13 protein-coding genes, 2 tRNA genes and 2 rRNA genes are annotated in these 15,833 nt (G+C 54.4%); 13 read left to right on the plus strand and 4 right to left on the minus strand.

Annotated features, from left to right (window positions below; all coding sequences use genetic code 11):
- The 4 genes from L362_RS22650 to dkgB form a co-directional block, all read left to right on the plus strand.
- Positions 1–2,893 (plus strand): 23S ribosomal RNA (locus L362_RS22650); the annotation flags it as partial.
- A 64-nt stretch (positions 2,894–2,957) separates the two neighbouring features.
- A 5S ribosomal RNA gene (gene rrf / locus L362_RS22645) occupies positions 2,958–3,073 on the plus strand.
- Positions 3,074–3,129: 56 nt separating this feature from the next.
- Positions 3,130–3,206 (plus strand) — tRNA-Asp (locus L362_RS22640).
- A 160-nt stretch (positions 3,207–3,366) separates the two neighbouring features.
- On the plus strand, positions 3,367–4,170 hold the full coding sequence (gene dkgB / locus L362_RS22635) for a 2,5-didehydrogluconate reductase DkgB (RefSeq protein ID WP_023343405.1): 804 nt from the start codon (positions 3,367–3,369) through the stop codon (positions 4,168–4,170).
- 29 nt (positions 4,171–4,199) lie between these two features.
- Here dkgB and yafC read toward each other — a convergent pair whose 3' ends face one another.
- The gene (yafC, locus tag L362_RS22630) at positions 4,200–5,105 is read right to left on the minus strand and encodes a DNA-binding transcriptional regulator YafC (RefSeq protein WP_021242864.1); all 906 of its coding nucleotides are present in this window, start codon (positions 5,103–5,105) and stop codon (positions 4,200–4,202) included.
- 104 nt (positions 5,106–5,209) lie between these two features.
- Here yafC and L362_RS22625 point away from each other — a divergent pair, with 104 nt between their 5' ends.
- The 3 genes from L362_RS22625 to L362_RS22615 all read left to right on the plus strand — a co-directional run bounded on the left by L362_RS22625 (position 5,210) and on the right by L362_RS22615 (position 8,172).
- Positions 5,210–6,385: an MFS transporter gene (locus tag L362_RS22625; protein WP_023343406.1), complete on the plus strand. Its 1,176-nt coding sequence runs from the start codon at positions 5,210–5,212 to the stop codon at positions 6,383–6,385.
- 136 nt (positions 6,386–6,521) lie between these two features.
- Entirely contained in the window at positions 6,522–7,322 is an 801-nt protein-coding gene (locus tag L362_RS22620; RefSeq protein ID WP_025912579.1) for an endonuclease/exonuclease/phosphatase family protein, read from the plus strand.
- A 76-nt stretch (positions 7,323–7,398) separates the two neighbouring features.
- Positions 7,399–8,172 carry a class I SAM-dependent methyltransferase gene (locus L362_RS22615; protein ID WP_023343407.1) on the plus strand — a complete coding sequence of 258 codons (774 nt, stop codon included), beginning with the start codon at positions 7,399–7,401 and terminating at the stop codon, positions 8,170–8,172.
- 52 nt (positions 8,173–8,224) lie between these two features.
- On the opposite strand, the gene mltD is transcribed toward L362_RS22615, so the two are convergent.
- A complete protein-coding gene (mltD, locus tag L362_RS22610) occupies positions 8,225–9,589 on the minus strand; it encodes a murein transglycosylase D (RefSeq protein WP_023293221.1) in 1,365 nt (454 codons plus the stop codon).
- 68 nt (positions 9,590–9,657) lie between these two features.
- Positions 9,658–10,416 carry a hydroxyacylglutathione hydrolase gene (gene gloB / locus L362_RS22605; protein WP_023343408.1) on the minus strand — a complete coding sequence of 253 codons (759 nt, stop codon included), beginning with the start codon at positions 10,414–10,416 and terminating at the stop codon, positions 9,658–9,660.
- Positions 10,417–10,448: 32 nt separating this feature from the next.
- On the opposite strand from gloB, the gene L362_RS22600 reads away from it, so the two are divergent.
- Positions 10,449–11,165: a class I SAM-dependent methyltransferase gene (locus L362_RS22600; protein ID WP_008500277.1), complete on the plus strand. Its 717-nt coding sequence runs from the start codon at positions 10,449–10,451 to the stop codon at positions 11,163–11,165.
- On the opposite strand, the gene rnhA is transcribed toward L362_RS22600, so the two are convergent.
- Complete coding sequence (gene rnhA / locus L362_RS22595; RefSeq protein WP_008500276.1) at positions 11,166–11,633, minus strand: ribonuclease HI; 468 nt, start codon at positions 11,631–11,633, stop codon at positions 11,166–11,168.
- Positions 11,634–11,697: 64 nt separating this feature from the next.
- Here rnhA and dnaQ point away from each other — a divergent pair, with 64 nt between their 5' ends.
- The 5 genes from dnaQ (at position 11,698) to L362_RS22570 (ending at position 15,833) form a co-directional block, all read left to right on the plus strand.
- On the plus strand, positions 11,698–12,429 hold the full coding sequence (gene dnaQ / locus L362_RS22590) for a DNA polymerase III subunit epsilon (RefSeq protein ID WP_021242870.1): 732 nt from the start codon (positions 11,698–11,700) through the stop codon (positions 12,427–12,429).
- Between the two features lie 132 nt (positions 12,430–12,561).
- Positions 12,562–12,638 (plus strand) — tRNA-Asp (locus tag L362_RS22585).
- Between the two features lie 386 nt (positions 12,639–13,024).
- Positions 13,025–13,744 (plus strand): FadR/GntR family transcriptional regulator, encoded by a 720-nt coding sequence (locus L362_RS22580; RefSeq protein ID WP_021242871.1) that lies wholly within the window; start codon positions 13,025–13,027, stop codon positions 13,742–13,744.
- Positions 13,741–14,754 (plus strand): ABC transporter ATP-binding protein, encoded by a 1,014-nt coding sequence (locus tag L362_RS22575; RefSeq protein ID WP_023343410.1) that lies wholly within the window; start codon positions 13,741–13,743, stop codon positions 14,752–14,754. The genes L362_RS22580 and L362_RS22575 overlap by 4 nt, the downstream gene beginning before the upstream one ends.
- Positions 14,751–15,833 (plus strand): ABC transporter ATP-binding protein, encoded by a 1,083-nt coding sequence (locus tag L362_RS22570; RefSeq protein ID WP_023343411.1) that lies wholly within the window; start codon positions 14,751–14,753, stop codon positions 15,831–15,833. The genes L362_RS22575 and L362_RS22570 overlap by 4 nt, the downstream gene beginning before the upstream one ends.

Genomic DNA, 15,833 nt, shown 5'->3' on the forward strand with positions numbered 1-15,833 from the left:
AAGCGTACACGGTGGATGCCCTGGCAGTCAGAGGCGATGAAGGACGTGCTAATCTGCGAAAAGCGCCGGCGAGGTGATATGAACCTTTGACCCGGCGATGTCCGAATGGGGAAACCCAGTGTGTTCCGACACACTATCGTTAACTGAATACATAGGTTAACGAGGCGAACCGGGGGAACTGAAACATCTAAGTACCCCGAGGAAAAGAAATCAACCGAGATTCCCCCAGTAGCGGCGAGCGAACGGGGAGCAGCCCAGAGTCTGAATCAGCTTGTGTGTTAGTGGAAGCGTCTGGAAAGTCGCACGGTACAGGGTGACAGTCCCGTACACGAAAACGCACAGGTTGTGAACTCGAAGAGTAGGGCGGGACACGTGGTATCCTGTCTGAATATGGGGGGACCATCCTCCAAGGCTAAATACTCCTGACTGACCGATAGTGAACCAGTACCGTGAGGGAAAGGCGAAAAGAACCCCGGCGAGGGGAGTGAAAAAGAACCTGAAACCGTGTACGTACAAGCAGTGGGAGCACCTTCGTGGTGTGACTGCGTACCTTTTGTATAATGGGTCAGCGACTTATATTCTGTAGCAAGGTTAACCGTATAGGGGAGCCGAAGGGAAACCGAGTCTTAACTGGGCGTTAAGTTGCAGGGTATAGACCCGAAACCCGGTGATCTAGCCATGGGCAGGTTGAAGGTTGGGTAACACTAACTGGAGGACCGAACCGACTAATGTTGAAAAATTAGCGGATGACTTGTGGCTGGGGGTGAAAGGCCAATCAAACCGGGAGATAGCTGGTTCTCCCCGAAAGCTATTTAGGTAGCGCCTCGTGAACTCATCTTCGGGGGTAGAGCACTGTTTCGGCTAGGGGGCCATCCCGGCTTACCAACCCGATGCAAACTACGAATACCGAAGAATGTTATCACGGGAGACACACGGCGGGTGCTAACGTCCGTCGTGAAGAGGGAAACAACCCAGACCGCCAGCTAAGGTCCCAAAGTCATGGTTAAGTGGGAAACGATGTGGGAAGGCACAGACAGCCAGGATGTTGGCTTAGAAGCAGCCATCATTTAAAGAAAGCGTAATAGCTCACTGGTCGAGTCGGCCTGCGCGGAAGATGTAACGGGGCTAAACCATGCACCGAAGCTGCGGCAGCGACGCTTATGCGTTGTTGGGTAGGGGAGCGTTCTGTAAGCCGTTGAAGGTGGCCTGTGAGGGTTGCTGGAGGTATCAGAAGTGCGAATGCTGACATAAGTAACGATAAAGCGGGTGAAAAGCCCGCTCGCCGGAAGACCAAGGGTTCCTGTCCAACGTTAATCGGGGCAGGGTGAGTCGACCCCTAAGGCGAGGCCGAAAGGCGTAGTCGATGGGAAACAGGTTAATATTCCTGTACTTGGTGTTACTGCGAAGGGGGGACGGAGAAGGCTATGTTAGCCGGGCGACGGTTGTCCCGGTTTAAGCATGTAGGCGGAGGTTCCAGGTAAATCCGGTACCTTTTAACGCTGAGGTGTGATGACGAGGCACTACGGTGCTGAAGTAACAAATGCCCTGCTTCCAGGAAAAGCCTCTAAGCATCAGGTAACATCAAATCGTACCCCAAACCGACACAGGTGGTCAGGTAGAGAATACCAAGGCGCTTGAGAGAACTCGGGTGAAGGAACTAGGCAAAATGGTGCCGTAACTTCGGGAGAAGGCACGCTGATATGTAGGTGAAGCCCCTGCGGGTGGAGCTGAAATCAGTCGAAGATACCAGCTGGCTGCAACTGTTTATTAAAAACACAGCACTGTGCAAACACGAAAGTGGACGTATACGGTGTGACGCCTGCCCGGTGCCGGAAGGTTAATTGATGGGGTTAGCGGCAACGCGAAGCTCTTGATCGAAGCCCCGGTAAACGGCGGCCGTAACTATAACGGTCCTAAGGTAGCGAAATTCCTTGTCGGGTAAGTTCCGACCTGCACGAATGGCGTAATGATGGCCAGGCTGTCTCCACCCGAGACTCAGTGAAATTGAACTCGCTGTGAAGATGCAGTGTACCCGCGGCAAGACGGAAAGACCCCGTGAACCTTTACTATAGCTTGACACTGAACACTGGTCCTTGATGTGTAGGATAGGTGGGAGGCTTTGAAGTGTGGACGCCAGTCTGCATGGAGCCGTCCTTGAAATACCACCCTTTAATGGCTGGTGTTCTAACGTAGACCCGTGATCCGGGTTGCGGACAGTGTCTGGTGGGTAGTTTGACTGGGGCGGTCTCCTCCCAAAGAGTAACGGAGGAGCACGAAGGTTAGCTAATCCTGGTCGGACATCAGGAGGTTAGTGCAATGGCATAAGCTAGCTTGACTGCGAGAGTGACGGCTCGAGCAGGTGCGAAAGCAGGTCATAGTGATCCGGTGGTTCTGAATGGAAGGGCCATCGCTCAACGGATAAAAGGTACTCCGGGGATAACAGGCTGATACCGCCCAAGAGTTCATATCGACGGCGGTGTTTGGCACCTCGATGTCGGCTCATCACATCCTGGGGCTGAAGTAGGTCCCAAGGGTATGGCTGTTCGCCATTTAAAGTGGTACGCGAGCTGGGTTTAGAACGTCGTGAGACAGTTCGGTCCCTATCTGCCGTGGGCGCTGGAGAATTGAGGGGGGCTGCTCCTAGTACGAGAGGACCGGAGTGGACGCATCACTGGTGTTCGGGTTGTCATGCCAATGGCACTGCCCGGTAGCTAAATGCGGAAAAGATAAGTGCTGAAAGCATCTAAGCACGAAACTTGCCCCGAGATGAGTTCTCCCTGAGACTTTAAGTCTCCTGAAGGAACGTTGAAGACGACGACGTTGATAGGTCGGGTGTGTAAGCGCAGCGATGCGTTGAGCTAACCGATACTAATGAACCGTGAGGCTTAACCTTACAACGCCGAAGATGTTTTGGCGAAGAGACAGATTTTCAGCCTGATACAGATTAACAGAATTTGCCTGGCGGCTTTAGCGCGGTGGTCCCACCTGACCCCATGCCGAACTCAGAAGTGAAACGCCGTAGCGCCGATGGTAGTGTGGGGTCTCCCCATGTGAGAGTAGGGAACTGCCAGGCATCAAATTTAGTAGTAAGCCGGTGCATTAATCCGGTGGTTACAAGCAGTCTTCGGTGGAGCGGTAGTTCAGTCGGTTAGAATACCTGCCTGTCACGCAGGGGGTCGCGGGTTCGAGTCCCGTCCGTTCCGCCACTTATTAAAAGCCCTGAGCTAACGCTCAGGGCTTTTTTCTTATCTGACGTTTAATTATTGCGAAATCAGCAAAAATCCTCTGCATTTTGCGATCTTTTTCTCTATAACACCGCCAGCGATAATCGTCCTCAGTTTACGAACATAATGATTGAGGAATAGTATGACTCTCCCTGCATTTGGTTTGGGCACTTTCCGCCTGAAAGACGACATTGTTATCGCATCAGTTAAAACCGCACTCGAACTGGGCTATCGTGCTGTTGATACGGCGCAGATCTATGAAAACGAAGCTGCCGTTGGACAAGCTCTCGAAGAGAGCGGTGTGCCGCGTAATGAGCTATTTATTACCACGAAAATCTGGATTGAGAATCTCAGCAAAGACAAGCTGATCCCAAGCCTGAAAGAGAGCCTGAAAAAACTGCGTACTGACTACGTGGATCTGACGCTGGTCCACTGGCCATCACCGAACGATGCCGTCTCTGTGGAAGAATTCATGCAGGCGCTGCTGGAAGCGAAAAAGCAGGGCTTAACCCGCGAAATTGGGATCTCCAACTTCACGATCCCGCTGATGGAAAAAGCCATTGCTGCTGTTGGCGCAGAAAATATTGCAACCAACCAGATTGAGCTCTCTCCATATCTGCAAAACCGCAAAGTGGTGGACTGGGCAAAACAGCATGGGATCCACATCACCTCATACATGACGCTGGCCTACGGTAAGGCGCTGAAAGATGAGGTGATTATCCGTATCGCCGAGAAGCATAATGCGACGGCTGCGCAGGTCATTCTGGCATGGGCAATGGGTGAAGGGTATGCCGTGATCCCATCATCCACTAAGCGTGAAAACCTGGCGAGCAACCTGTTAGCAACGGATCTTCATCTGGATGCTGACGATAAAAAAGCGATCGCAGCCCTGGAGTGCAACGATCGCCTGGTCAGCCCGGAAGGCTTAGCGCCAAACTGGGATTAAGTTTGACCCACCCTCTGTAACCTGAACCCTCACACAGCTCCTCCGGGAGCTGTTTTTATATGTTCACTCAGAAAATCGATAAAGGCACGAATGCGCGTACTCACCGCTCTGTCGCTGTAATACACCGCGCTAAAAGGCATTTCGACTGGCAGGCGTTTATCGGCCATCAATTCCACCAGTTCACCCCGCGCAATCTCCTTATCAATCATATAGTCAGACAAACAGGCGATACCGTTGCCTTCAAGACACAATTGCTTCAGCGTCTCCCCGCTGTTGGACGACAACCCGCAGGTGATCTCATGCAACTGACCGTCAGGGCAGGCGACGGGCCAGGTATTTAGCGAAACGGGTTCCGTAAAGCCCAGGCACAAATGCTGTTTCAACTCCTCAACCGTCTCCGGTTTACCATGTTCAGCAATATACTGTGGCGACGCGATAATTTTACGGTAGCTGGCAAACAGCGGGCGGGCCCGCAGGCTGGAATCCGTCAGGGTTCCCGCCCGGATCGCCACATCTACCTTTCGCTCGATGAGGTTAATAAACGTCTCGGACGAGACCAGAGAGAGCGTCATCTCCGGATAGCGTTCACGGAAAGGTTTAATCAGCGGCATCAGAAAGTGAAGCACAACCGGCGTGGCTGCATCAATGCGCAGTAACCCACGCGGCGTGCTGCGGGTCTCCATAATCTCGGTCTCTGCTGCGGCCATCTCCTGCAGTACCGACTGCACGCGGCGAAAATAACGCTCACCTTCCTCCGTCAGGCTCAGCTGCCGCGTCGTTCGGTTGAGCAGACTCACCCCAAGCTTCATCTCCAGCTTTTTTACCGAGCGGCTGATGGCTGAGTTAGCCTGTCCCAGCTGTTCGGCAGCGCGGCTAAAGCTGCCGCTTTCAACCACGGCGACAAAGATTGTCAGCTCTTCTGACGTTGCTTTCATTGTTGCACCACCCGCAAAATTCTATTGAGATTTTGACCATTTTTGTTATTTAAGCACTGGCGCATACTGCCTGTCATCTTAATCCTGATGATACGGAGTATTTTATGCCACTGGCGCTACTTGCCCTGACGATCAGTGCCTTCGCAATTGGCACGACCGAATTTGTTATCGTGGGACTGGTTCCCACCATTGCTAACCAGCTTGCGATCTCGCTGCCCTCCGCCGGATTGCTGGTGTCCATCTACGCCCTGGGCGTTGCTGTCGGTGCGCCAGTCCTGACGGCCCTGACCGGACGCTTTCCGCGTAAGCAGCTGTTAGTTGCACTGATGGTGCTGTTCACCGCCGGCAACGTGCTGGCCTGGCAGGCGCCGGACTACACCACGCTGGTCATCGCTCGGCTGTTGACCGGCCTTGCTCACGGGGTGTTCTTCTCGATTGGTTCCACTATTGCAACCAGCCTGGTACCCAAAGAGAAAGCGGCATCCGCCATTGCGATCATGTTCGGTGGGTTGACCGTTGCACTCGTTACGGGCGTACCGTTGGGCACGTTTATCGGACAACACTTCGGCTGGCGTGAAACGTTCCTGGCCGTCTCCCTACTGGGCGTCATTGCCCTGGTGACCAGCCTGCTGCTGGTGCCGTCGAATATTCCAGGCCGGGCCAGCGCTAGCTTGAGCGATCAGCTGAAGGTACTTACGCATCCGCGTTTGCTGATCATCTACGCGGTTACGGCGCTGGGCTATGGTGGCGTATTCACTGCTTTTACCTTCCTGGCACCGATGATGCAGGACCTGGCGGGCTTCTCTCCCAACGCCGTGAGCTGGATCTTGCTGGGGTACGGTATTTCCGTTGCGATTGGCAATATCTGGGGCGGCAAGCTTGCGGATAAGCATGGTGCGGTGCCGGCGCTGAAATTCATCTTCGCCGCGCTGGTTGTTCTGCTGATGATTTTCCAGTTCACCGCCTCGATACAGTACGCCGCGCTGGTCACGGTACTGGTCATGGGGATCTTCGCTTTTGGTAATGTGCCAGGGCTTCAGGTCTACGTTGTACAGAAAGCCGAGCTTTATACGCCAAATGCGGTGGACGTGGCATCGGGGCTGAACATTGCCGCATTTAATATTGGTATTGCGCTGGGTTCAATTATTGGCGGACAAACCGTCGAGCACTTCGGATTGACCCAGACCCCGTGGATTGGCGCGGTGATTGTCCTGATCGCCTTCCTGCTGATTGGCCTGAGCGGACGTCTGGATAAGCCAGCCCGCATTGCGCTGGGGTAACATCAGTAAGCGCTGGCTTACAAAACTGGAAAGCGGTTTCTCAGAAATTGCGTTGAAAGTGTGACCTAAAGTCCCTATAACATTAGAACCAGTCCGTTTTCCGGACTGGTTCATGTTACAGAGGCTGTTTCCAAAAGTGCGAAAAAATACCTATGCCATGCGTTATGTTGCCGGAATGCCCGCGGAGAGGATCTTGCCTCCGGGGTCGTTTGCGAGCATCAGTCAGGCATTACCCGCCGGCACACCGTTAAGCAGCGATGAAAAAATCCGCGTACTGGTGTGGAATATCTTTAAGCAGCAGCGTGCGGAGTGGTTATCGGTACTCAAGAATTTTGGCAAAGATGCCCATCTGGTTCTGCTCCAGGAGGCGCAAACCACCCCTGAGCTGGTCCGGTTTGCCACCACTCACTATCTTGCCGCCGACCAGGTACCGGCCTTTGTTCTGCCTCAGCACCCCTCGGGGGTGATGACGCTTTCAGCAGCACATCCGGTCTATTGTTGTCCACTGCGCGAACGCGAGCCTATCCTGCGTCTGGCGAAATCGGCACTGGTGACGGTCTATCCACTGCCGGATACCCGTATGCTGATGGTCGTGAATATCCACGCGGTAAACTTCAGCCTGGGCGTGGATGTATATAGTAAGCAGTTACTTCCGATCGGCGATCAGATTGCGCATCACAGTGGGCCGATCATTATGGCCGGTGATTTCAATGCCTGGAGTCGCCCGCGCATGAATGCGCTGTACCGCTTTGCGCGCGAAATGTCGCTGCGTGAAGTCCGTTTTAGCGATGACCAGCGCAAAAAAGCCTTTGGTCGTCCTCTCGATTTTGTCTTCTATCGTGGTTTAAGCGTGCATGACGCCTCTGTGCTGGTGACGCGCGCCTCCGATCATAACCCTCTACTAGTCGAATTCAGTCCCGGCAAACCTGATAAATAATGGTGTGTCAGGTCTGCCGTGGGGCAGACCTGCGCGGGTGCTGCCCTTCTATTTTTAACCCACAAAGGACAGTACGATGACAACAACACACTCCCATCATGACAACGTAGAAAAACAGTTTGGTTCTCAGGCAAATGCCTATCTGAGCAGCGCCGTGCACGCTTCAGGTCGCGATCTGGTGCGTCTCGGTGAACGTCTGTCGGCATTCCCGCAGGCGCACGTGCTGGATTTAGGCTGCGGGGCAGGGCATGCCAGCTTCACGGCTGCGCAGCAGGTGGCGCACGTAACCGCATATGACTTATCCAGCCAGATGCTGGAGGTGGTTGCTGAAGCGGCGAAAGCGAAGGGGCTGGGCAACATCGATACGCGCCAGGGCTATGCCGAATCCTTACCTTTTGATGATGCCTCGTTTGAGGTGGTGATCAGCCGTTATTCCGCGCACCACTGGCATGATGTTGGCCAGGCATTACGCGAAGTCAAACGCGTTCTGAAGCCGGGTGGCATCTTCATTATTATGGATGTCATGTCACCTGGGCATCCGGTACGTAATATCTGGCTGCAGACGGTGGAAGCGCTGCGCGACACCTCCCATGTGCAAAACTACGCCAGCGGAGAGTGGTTATCGCTTATCACGGAAGCGGGGCTGATCGCGCGTTCGTTAATCACAGACCGTTTACCGCTGGAGTTTAGCTCGTGGATTGCGCGTATGCGCACCCCGGAAGCATTAAGCCAGGCTATCAGGCTGTATCAGGAGAGTGCGTCGGCAGAGGTGAAGGCATACTTTGAACTGCAGGACGATGGTTCATTTACCAGCGATACCATCATGGCTGAAGCGCAAAAAGCGGGATAAACAAAAAAGGCACCGAGGGGAATCGGTGCCTTTTTATCTTTCGGTCGTGTTATCAGGAGTCTGGCGTCGCGCTGTTCTTCACAAACAGCGTTAGCTGGTCGCCCGGTTTCAGATTGTCAGTATCGTTGTTCCAGCGCATCACATCTTTGATGTTCACGCCGTGACGTTTTGCGATACTGGACAGCGAATCACCCTTACGCACGCGATAGGTAATGCTATCGCTGTTGCTGGCGAGACGCTGTGCGCTGCTACCTGCACCCACCGTCAGAGTTTGACCCACTTTCAGGCCTGAACTGCGCAGGTTATTCCACTGCTGCAGATCTTTCGCATTCACGCCAAGACGTGACGCAATGCCCGAAAGCGTATCACCTGAACGAACCTTATAGCTGCGGCTGTTAACTGATGATGCATCCGCGATCAGCGTTGACTGAACGGCGGCGATTTCACCCGAAGCTAAAGACTCACGTAACTGCTCAGCATGTTTCTGCGGAACCATTACATACTGCGGGCCACTCGCCCCCAGCGTTGAGCCTTTAACGCCAGCATTAAAGGTTTTCAATTTACTTACCGACATACCCGTCATATCAGCAACCTGTTGAATATCAACCGGATTGCTGAGGCGAACGCGCGCCAGTGCACGACTTTCGTCTGGTGTTGGCAGTTGTACACCGTAACGCTTGCTGTTCTTGAGAATATCGCTCAAAGCCAGCATTTTCGGTACGTAAATCTTTGTTTCCTGTGGCAGTGAGAGCGACCAAAAATCGGTGGATTTACCCCGTGCTTTATTCGCTTTCATTGCCTTCAGTACACGACCTTCGCCGCTATTGTACGCTGCGACCGTTAACAGCCAGTCGCCGTCAAACATCTTGTTCAGACGTTGCATCATGTCGAGAGCGGCTGTCGTTGAAGCGACAACATCGCGACGCGCATCATAGTTGCGGGTCTGTTTCAGACCATAGTTTCGCCCGGTGCTCGGAATGATCTGCCAAATGCCTGCAGCATTGGCGCCAGACGTCGCGTGTGGGTCAAAAGCGCTCTCCACTATGGGTAGGAGTACCAGCTCCATAGGCATGTTACGTTTCTTAACTTGCCCGGCTATCCAGTACATATACGGCTCTGCCCGTAACGTTACATCGTGGAGATAGCTCTTATTACTTAAATACTTCTGTTTCTGTTCGCGAATCCGGCTGTTTTCCGGAATCCCCATCTTTAGCTCGTCGCCAATAGAGGTCCACAAGTCTTGCTCCTGCGCGAAAGATGTCCCATCGTCCATCCAGCGCGCCGAACTTGTAAACTTCCCTGCTTCCCCTTGACCAGCTGCAGAAAGGCTCTGTGCGTGCTGTTGTACGTTGCTGCCGTTCTGCGACTGGCAACCTACAAGCAGGACAGAGGCGAGTAATATCGCTTTTGCCTTCATGTGTGTGTCAATAGTTGCTTAAAAGACGAGCGATGATAACGGCGAATTTTTGAAAAGGCAACCAGCAATTATCTGAAGTTATCTTTCTTTGACCTTAACCATGCAAATCGTTGTTCTGGTTGTTGCAAATTTGTTTCTTGGTTAATTTTGCTAATTAAATCAATATCATCTGTTCGCAAAAATAAATTAATTTGGCGCTCGTTTTTCAGAATTACGGGGAGTGTGTTTTGGTTTTTTGCACGTAACTCCTTCACTTTGTGATAATAATCCTTAATCGCCCGATCCTCAGGCAACAGGCTGACGGCAAACTTCATATTCCCTAATGTATACTCATGCGCGCAACAAATAACGGTGTCATCGGGTAATGCGTTAATCTTCTGTAAAGACTGATACATTTGCGCTGGTGTTCCTTCAAACAGCCTTCCGCAGCCCCCTGAGAACAGCGTGTCACCGCAAAAAAGATAAGGCTTACTGTAGAAACACAGATGTCCCAAAGTGTGACCCGGTGTGGCAAATACGGAAAACTCCCACTCGCGTATGAGGATTTTTTCGCCTTCTTCGACTACTTGCGTGACACCCTTATCTTGTGCCTCTGACGGTCCGTAAACCACAACATGCGGAAAATGGGTACGCAGTTCAGGTACACCGCCCGTATGATCGTTATGGTGATGCGTCAACAGAATGGCTTCCGGCTGCCAGCCGTTCTCTTCTATTGCGCGCAATACGGGGGCGGATTCTCCGGGATCGACAATGACGCATCGACGTTCATCGTCAACCAAAACCCAGATGTAATTGTCCTCAAAAGCAGAAATACTGATAAGATTCATACATTACCTCTTATAGCGTGGCGGGTGTGTTGATGAAACCGGCAAGGATACCTCAGACTGTCGCAGCACCGGAACGTTGGGCGGAACTGCCCTGGGGTGAATATTATCGCGAGGCGTTAGAGCAACAGCTGAAGCCCTGGCTCGCGAAAATGTATGGCTTTCACCTGCTTAAGATTGGCAATCTCAGCGCGGAAATCAATACCGAAAGCTGCGCTATCTCGCATCAGGTGAACGTCTCTCTCGGCGGATCGCCGGTTCAGGTGAAAGCAGACCCGTTACATCTGCCGTTTGCGGAAAAATCCGTTGATGCGTGTTTGCTCGCACATACGTTACCCTGGTGCAGCGATCCGCACCGTCTGCTTCGCGAAGCCGATCGCGTGCTGATTGATGACGGCTGGCTGGTGCTGAGCGGATTCAATCCGCTGAGCCTGATGGGCCTGCGAAAGCTGGTACCGGTGCTGCGCCGGACGCCGCCTTACAACAGCCGGATGTTCACCATGATGCGCCAGCTCGACTGGCTGTCACTGCTTAACTTCGAAGTGCTCTGCTACGGCGGCTTTCAGGTGCTGCCCTGGGCACGGCAGGGGGGCGTCTTGTTGAGCACGCATTTGCCTGCCTTAGGCTGCATGCAGTTTATCGTCGCGCGTAAGCGAACCATTCCCCTTACGCTTAATCCCATGAAGCAGAGCAAATCGAAAACGCCGATCCGCCAGACCGTTGGCGCCACGCGGCAGTACAGAAAGCCCTGATCAGGATTCAGGCTGATAGCCCGCGTCCTCATGCGCAGGGTTAGCGGCTGCCGCACGCGCCAGTTCGTCACAGCGTTCGTTTTCCGGATGACCGGCGTGCCCTTTAACCCACTCCCACTTAATCTGGTGCTGGCCCAGGGCGGCATCAAGCCGTTTCCAGAGATCGACGTTCTTGACCGGTTTCTTATCGGCAGTCTTCCAGCCGCGTTTTTTCCAGTTATGGATCCACTGGGTAATTCCCTGACGAACGTACTGGCTGTCGGTACTTAACACCACGTCACAATGTTCTTTTAGTGCCTCCAGCGCCACAATGGCCGCCATGAGCTCCATCCGGTTGTTGGTGGTCAGAAAATAGCCTTCGCTAAAAGTTTTTTCATGCTGGCGATAACGCATAATCGCGCCGTAGCCGCCGGGACCCGGGTTGCCGAGACAAGATCCATCGGTGAAAATTTCTACCTGTTTACGCATCTCTGGTAGACTTCCTGTATTTGAAACGTTCAGTTAAACGATAAGTCTGACATAAATGACCGCTATGAGCACTGCAATTACTCGCCAGATCGTCCTCGATACCGAAACCACCGGTATGAACCAGATCGGCGCGCACTACGAAGGGCATAAGATCATTGAGATCGGTGCCGTTGAAGTGGTGAACCGTCGTCTTACGGGGAACAACTTCCACGTCTATCTCAAGCCCGATCGGCTGGTGGATCCCGAAGCGTTCGGCGTTCACGGTATTGCCGATGAGTTCTTGCTGGATAAGCCGACTTTTGCGGACGTGGCTGACGAATTCCTGGAATACATTAGGGGCGCTGAGCTTGTTATCCATAACGCCTCGTTCGATATCGGCTTTATGGATTATGAATTCAGCAAGCTTAATCGTGATATCCCGAAGACGAATACCTTCTGTAAGGTGACAGACAGTCTGGCGCTGGCGAGGAAAATGTTCCCCGGCAAGCGTAACAGCCTGGATGCACTGTGTTCGCGCTACGAGATAGATAATACCAAACGAACGCTCCACGGGGCGTTGCTCGATGCCCAGATCCTCGCCGATGTCTATCTGACGATGACCGGTGGGCAGACGTCTATGAAGTTCAGTATGGAAAATGAGTCGCAGCAAACGCAGGGCGAAGCGGGTATTCAGCGTGTCGTCCGTCAGGCAAGCCGGCTGCGGGTTGTTTTAGCCAGTGATGAAGAGCTGCTTGATCACGAATCCCGTCTTGATCTGGTGCAAAAGAAGGGCGGCAGCTGTCTCTGGCGTGCCTGAAAAAACGCCGGAACGCCTGTAAAATCATCGTTTGGGCGATTTTTGCAGCAAACGATTCAAAACGCGAGAAAAAGCGTTGACGAGATCGGAGGCGCACCGTAATATGCGCCTCGTTCCCCAAACGGGAACAGTGGAGCGGTAGTTCAGTCGGTTAGAATACCTGCCTGTCACGCAGGGGGTCGCGGGTTCGAGTCCCGTCCGTTCCGCCACTATTCAGAAGGCCTGAATCAGAAATGATTCAGGCCTTCGTCGTTTCAGCCAGCTGTGATTCCATTCCCTCTCTTCTGACTTGTAGTTAACAAAAAGTTAATATCAATAGTGCAATTAATTAACAATTGCACATCATTAGTGCATTCTTTGCACTGTTGTTGTGCATTTTTCCACCGTCAGCTATTCAGGCTCGAGTCAGATTGTGTCTCTCTGTAAAAAAGAATTCATACAGAATCATCTGCTTATAACCCGCTATGCAAAAAATCACTGAACCAATTGCAGATTGGTTTGGTTATTGCTTAATCATTAGCACGATAAGCGTCATTCCATATCAATAACTTATCGTTAATAAAAATAAAGCAATGATGAAAGCGAGCGAACCAATATGGAAAAACCGTCACGGTTTCTGGCAAATTCCAGCACCGCGCTTGAACAGCTGCGCGGGCTAATCAACCAGCACGAGTCAACACCAGGCACTCCGCTGCCCACGGAACGTGAGCTGTCGGACACACTCGGCGTAGGACGACGTGAAGTGCGTCGCGCGCTGGACGTGCTGGAAGAAGAGGGGCGCATCTGGCGTAAGCAGGGCAAAGGGACCTTTATCGGCCCGGCTGCACCCGTTGAACCGCTGGCCCTTCAGGGATTGGTGCAGCAAACCAACCTTCTGGAAGTGATGGAAGCTCGTCTGCAGCTCGAACCCGGCTTAGCCCGGCTTGCGGCACTGCGTGCCACCAGGGAAAACCTTGCGCTCATGCAGCGCATGCTGGAACGCATCGACAAGGTCAGCCCGGATGACCGCGATCTCAACGAACTGTGGGATAGCGCCTTTCACCGCGCCATTGCGGAAGCGGCTGGTAATCGCCTGATGCTCGGCCTGTTTGATGCCATTGATGCCGTGCGGCGTGAACCGGGCTGGCAGCATCTGCGCGAGCTGGCACGCACCCCCGAGCGTGTCGATAGCTATAACGACCACCATCACAAGATCATGGCTGCCATTATCCATCGCCAGCCTAACGAGGCCGCGACCGCGATGCGCGAACACCTGCTCAGCCTGCAAACCGCCCTGATTCAGGCGATCCACCTCGAGGACGACTTCACGCCATGACGACAATCCGCTTCAAGGACGCCACGCCCGTATTGCAAGTAAAAAACCTCAACGTTACGTTCGCGGGCTCGCCGGTAAGCGTGCTTGACGGTATCTCGTTGACCGTCAGGGCGGGCGAAACGCTGGCGCTGGTGGGAGAATCCGGCTGTGGGAAAAGTATCACCTCCCTGGCGCTGATGGGGTTACTGCCCGCCAGCGCACGGATCGTCAGCGGGGAGATGCAGTTTCGTCGCCACGATCTGCGCAAGCTCTCGCCGCGGGAATATGCCGATCTGCGCGGTAGCGAGCTGGCGATGATTTTCCAGGAGCCGATGACCTCGCTCAATCCGGCGTTTACGCTGGGCGATCAGCTGAGCGAGGCGGTTATGCGTCATCAGGACGTCTCGCGCGCAGAGGCGATGAAGCTCGCGCTGCAGATCCTCGAGAAAGTGCAGATTCCGGCAGCAGAGATGCGATTGAAAGCCTATCCCCACCAGCTTTCCGGCGGCATGCGCCAGCGCGTGATGATTGCCATGGCGCTGATCAATCATCCTAAATTATTGATTGCCGACGAGCCGACCACCGCGCTCGACGTCACCATCCAGGCGCAAATCCTCGCCTTGCTCAACACCTTGAAAGAGGAAACCGGCACGGCGGTGCTGATGATCACCCACGATTTAGGCGTGGTGGCCGAAGTGGCGCAGCAGGTGGCGGTGATGTATGCCGGACAGGTGGTAGAGCAGGGGAGCGTCGAGGCGATATTTGCCGACCCGCAGCACCCGTACACCATCGGCCTGATGGGCTCGATCCCTTCGCTGGGGGCACGCAAAGGCCCGCTTTCCACTATTCCCGGAACGGTCCCGCTCCCGGAGTCCATGCCGAAAGGTTGCCGTTTCGCGACGCGCTGCCCGTTTGCACAGTCGCGCTGTCATGATGAAAAACCGCCGCTCACCACGCTCGGCGCGAGCCATCAGGTCGCCTGCTTCCGCGTGCCGCTCGAACACCACATTGCCCTGGGAGAGACCGCATGACCACGCCCATTCTTGAAGCCCGGGACCTCAGCAAGCTTTTCCCCGGTCCGAAAAAACTCTTTTCCCCGGCCCGGTTCGTCACGGCGGTCGATCGCGTGTCGCTTGCCGTCATGCCGGGCGAAACGCTGGCGATTGTCGGCGAGTCCGGTTCCGGAAAATCCACGCTTGGCCGCCTGCTGCTGCGCCTGCTGGCCGCCAGCGAAGGGCGCGTGTTTTATCAGGGGGAAGAGATCACCCACGCCTCGGGCGCGCGGCTCAATCAGCTCCGCCGCGAGCTGCAGATCATCTTCCAGGATCCCTTCGCCTCCCTGAACCCGCGCATGACGGTGGAGCAGATCGTCGGTGAGCCGCTGTGGCTGCACCAGAACATGAAGAAAGGGGACCGGCAGTACCGCGTTGCCGAACTGCTTAAGACCGTGGGCCTGCCCGCCGCCTGGGCCGGGCGCTACCCGCACGAGTTTTCCGGCGGGCAGCGCCAGCGTATCGGCATTGCGCGCGCGCTGGCCTCAGGACCAAAGCTGCTGCTGGGCGATGAGCCGGTATCCGCGCTGGATGTGTCGGTGCAGGCGCAGGTGGTCAATTTACTGGAAAGCCTGAAGCACCAGCTGGGGCTGACGATGGTGATTGTCGCCCACGGTCTGGCTGTTATTCGCCATATGAGCGACCGCGTGGCGGTCATGTACCTCGGGCAAATCGTCGAGCTTGCCAGCGTCGATGAGATCTTTGACGCACCGCTGCACCCCTATACCCAGGCGCTGATCGCCTCGGCGCCGCAGATGCAGCCGGGCGCTGAACGCGACGCGCCGCTGCTGCAGGGGGACTTACCGAACCCGGCCAGTCCGCCGTCCGGCTGCCGTTTCCACACCCGCTGCCCGTACGTCACTGACGAATGCCGTCAGGTCGAGCCGATTAATCAGGTGCTCGACGGCGGGCGTCAGGTTGCCTGTCATCGCTGGCAGGAGATCAACCGCGATCGCAGCGTTATCCAGATCGCACCGCCATCCGCTGCTTTTCTGCGCCGCCGCGCGCTGTTTGAACACGCGGCCACCCTCTCGTCCCTTCCTTCAAGGAACTCATGA

It is taken from the genome of Enterobacter sp. MGH 16 (assembly GCF_000493175.1).
Taxonomy (GTDB): domain Bacteria; phylum Pseudomonadota; class Gammaproteobacteria; order Enterobacterales; family Enterobacteriaceae; genus Enterobacter; species Enterobacter roggenkampii.